4 protein-coding genes are annotated in these 3,260 nt (G+C 33.7%); 1 reads left to right on the top strand and 3 read right to left on the bottom strand.

Annotation, left to right across the window (positions count from 1 at the left end; translation table 11 throughout):
• Positions 1 to 346: 346 nt before the first annotated feature.
• Positions 347 to 886 (top strand): spore protease YyaC, encoded by a 540-nt coding sequence (gene yyaC / locus J5G60_RS17445; RefSeq protein ID WP_150358611.1) that lies wholly within the window; start codon positions 347 to 349, stop codon positions 884 to 886.
• Between the two features lie 23 nt (positions 887 to 909).
• Here the strand turns inward: yyaC and J5G60_RS17440 are convergent, their stop codons facing one another.
• From J5G60_RS17440 to J5G60_RS17430, 3 genes are all read right to left on the bottom strand, one after another.
• Positions 910 to 1,941 carry a rod shape-determining protein gene (locus J5G60_RS17440; protein WP_150358612.1) on the bottom strand — a complete coding sequence of 344 codons (1,032 nt, stop codon included), beginning with the start codon at positions 1,939 to 1,941 and terminating at the stop codon, positions 910 to 912.
• Positions 1,942 to 2,041: 100 nt separating this feature from the next.
• On the bottom strand, positions 2,042 to 2,296 hold the full coding sequence (gene spoIIID, locus J5G60_RS17435) for a sporulation transcriptional regulator SpoIIID (protein ID WP_150358613.1): 255 nt from the start codon (positions 2,294 to 2,296) through the stop codon (positions 2,042 to 2,044).
• Positions 2,297 to 2,491: 195 nt separating this feature from the next.
• Positions 2,492 to 3,199 (bottom strand): M23 family metallopeptidase, encoded by a 708-nt coding sequence (locus J5G60_RS17430; protein WP_150358614.1) that lies wholly within the window; start codon positions 3,197 to 3,199, stop codon positions 2,492 to 2,494.
• Positions 3,200 to 3,260: the final 61 nt, after the last annotated feature.

The following is a 3,260-nucleotide window of genomic DNA, read 5'->3' as shown; positions in this document are numbered from 1 at the left end:
CTGGCAGTAGGCTTCGAACCCACGACCTACTGATTACAAGTCAGTTGCTCTACCTGCTGAGCTATGCCAGCTTATTTATATAAAACCACATTTTAGATAAAATATAAAGGCATTTAACGTTTAACGTAGTTTAGTATACATTTTTACAAGATTATTTTCAAATTTCATATTTGAGTAAAATTTAATATTAAACGTTTATTTCTCTGCCTACCTCGTTATTTCTTTTAAAATCATATACCTCTATTTTAGTCCTAATAATTTACATGATTTCATCATATAAATTATATATAGTGTTTGCTGTGAACATTATCCATAAGCATTGTATACATAAAAGAAGGTGAATATATTGAGTAAAATAAAATCCAATTATAAAAACCCACTGGCATATTACGATTTAGCCCATTTTTTAAAAGATCACATCAACAAAGACACCGTTATAGTGTGCATTGGTACAGATAAATATATAGGAGATTGCCTTGGTCCTCTAGTAGGTACCCTATTAAAATGCAAGCATTTTCCTCTACCCGTTTATGGTACAATACCAGAGCCAATACACGCTTTAAACATTGAAAGTAAGTTAAACGAAATAAAATTGCTTCACCCCAATAATAATATTATAGGAATTGATGCTTGTCTAGGTGATCATGAAGCCATAGGTGAAATACAGGCAAGAGATTTCCCTGTACACCCTGGCAAAGGAGTAGGAAAATCTCTTCCAAACGTAGGAGATTCATCAATAATAGGGATAGTAGACTCAAACAGCAGTGAAGATGTATTCAGCAATACCAGCAACATACGCTTAAACCTAATTTTAAATATGGCTGAAGTAATACTCTATTCATTGATTCACTCATACTACCTCTACTACAATAAGATATTATTATAATATATATGATTTTACTCTTTTATTTAATCTATTAAAGTTATGTCATCGCCTGTAAAAATAACTTCCATTTTATCCAAATATTCAAGAACTTTACCTGTACCTAAAGCTACACAGGATATTGGATCTTCGGCTACATAAACGGGCACACAGGTAACTTCCTGTATTAAATCACTTAAGCCATTTAGCAAAGCTCCTCCTCCAGTCATAACTATGCCCTTTTCCGCTATATCTGCAGATAGTTCTGGAGGAGTTTTTTCCAATACCGCCTTGGTTGTATCTGCTATAGCATTTACAGTTTCCTTCAAAGCTATTCTCATCTCTTTAGAAGATATTTCCATGTTCTTAGGAAGTCCAGTGATTAAATCTCTTCCCCTTATTTCCATGCTATTTTCTTCATCCTTGTGAAATGCAGAACCTATTTTTATCTTTAAGTTTTCTGAAGTTCTCTCACCAATCATCAATTTATGTTCTTTTCTAATATATTTCATTATAGCTTCATCAAATTTGTCTCCTGCTACTTTAATTGAAGCCCTTACCACTATTCCTCCCAGTGAAATTATAGCCACATCGGTGGTTCCTCCTCCTATATCAATCACCATACTTCCACTCGCTTTAGTTATATCGATTCCAGCACCTATAGCTGCAGCCAATGGTTCTTCAATTAAAAATACTTTTTTTGCACCTGCATTTTTAGCTGCGTCGATTACAGCTCTTTTTTCAACTTCAGTAGCCTCGCAGGGAATGCAAACAACTATCCTTGGCGCTGACATTCTCTTCTTCCCACAAGCTTTTCCTATAAAATACTTCAGCATTTTTTCCGTTACATCGTAATCGGATATAACTCCATCTTTTAACGGACGAATTGCAACAATATTACCCGGTGTCCTGCCTATCATCTGCCATGCTTCTTCTCCCACAGCCAGCACTCTATTTTTACTCTTATCTATGGCAACCACAGAAGGTTCCTTTAAAATTACCCCCTTGCCTTTAATATATACAAGCACCGTAGCCGTACCTAAGTCTATTCCCATATCAGTTCCTATATTAAAAAACATCCCTTTTTTCACTCCTACTCTAACTTGCTTTTCATAATAAAATGTAAATACATTTACTATTAATTATAATATCATATTATAATTATAATGGGAATGTTTTTTAACCTTCAATAGCTTTATATTTCATTTTGGTGGCCTTTCCACCTCTTATATGTCTTTCTGCTTTATTATAATCCAATATACTCTTGGCCTCCTGAGCAACCTGTGGATTTATTTTTGGCAACCTCTCAGTCATATCTTTGTGTATAGTACTTTTACTGACTCCAAAAACTTTAGCAGTTTTTCTTATAGTAGCTTTAGATCCTATTATATATTTAGCAACTTCCATAACTCTCTCTTCAATATAATCTTTCAAACTCATTCAACTCCTTCATACAAAAATGTTATTATTCAAAACTTTCTATTATAAAATCGTTTAAACATTTTCTACGTAATTTAAAAAACTTTTAGTATATACTTGTCCTTCCATATATAAATATGCCCCTTTATACCTTAAAATTCATTGTATATGAGCCATTTCTCTATAAAACCTAAGAGAAATGGCCAAATATTAATATTTTATATATTTACCTGGATCAACAAATTCTTTTCCCTTCAAAACAGCAAAATGTAGATGATTCCCATATTTTTCATAGGCTGATCTCAAAGTAGTCTTGCCCACTATTCCTATAACTGCTCCCTTTTTTACCGTCTGACCTGCACTGACTTTAACGTTTGGATCTAAATTAGAATAAATGGTCTTCAATCCATTTTGATGATCTAATATGACTTCCACTCCATCTTGCGTTGCAGTATTTACCGCTTCTACTTTTCCATCCATTGCTGCAAATACTGGTTTCCCCAAATCTGTTTGTATATCATATCCTAAGTTGGGTCTGTATGTTCCAGTAGAATTCCAATATACCGGATCTTCTGAAAATCCTCTTGCAATAACTCCCTCCACTGGTTTTTGGAATGAAGTACTCATTGAATTGGATACTCCTTTCGAAACCTCCTTCTCAGCATTTGCCTGGCTGTTCTCTTTAACTTGAAGGGCATTGTCATAGCTTGAAGAAGGATTTTTATCCGCCTTTGCAGTTTGCTTAACCTGCTTTTGTTCTATGGCTTGACTTTTCTGCAGCTCAGCACTCTGTTCTTTATTATTTTTTGCAGTCAGCAGTGCAACTGTTGCAACTATACAAAGACAAATAAATAATATTACGTAAAAACCCTCCTTTTTCAAAAAGTTAATCGCTTTATTTGAAAATTTTTTGTCCATATGAACACCTCCTTTTTGTAGTTTGTCCAGAGAATAACAAAAAATACATATTTTATAAATT

The organism is Clostridium sp. HV4-5-A1G (assembly GCF_900184915.1).
Classification (GTDB): domain Bacteria; phylum Bacillota; class Clostridia; order Clostridiales; family Clostridiaceae; genus Clostridium_B; species Clostridium_B aromativorans.
Note: the sequence above shows the minus strand (reverse complement) of the source record. Positions and strands in the feature narration are given on the sequence as shown.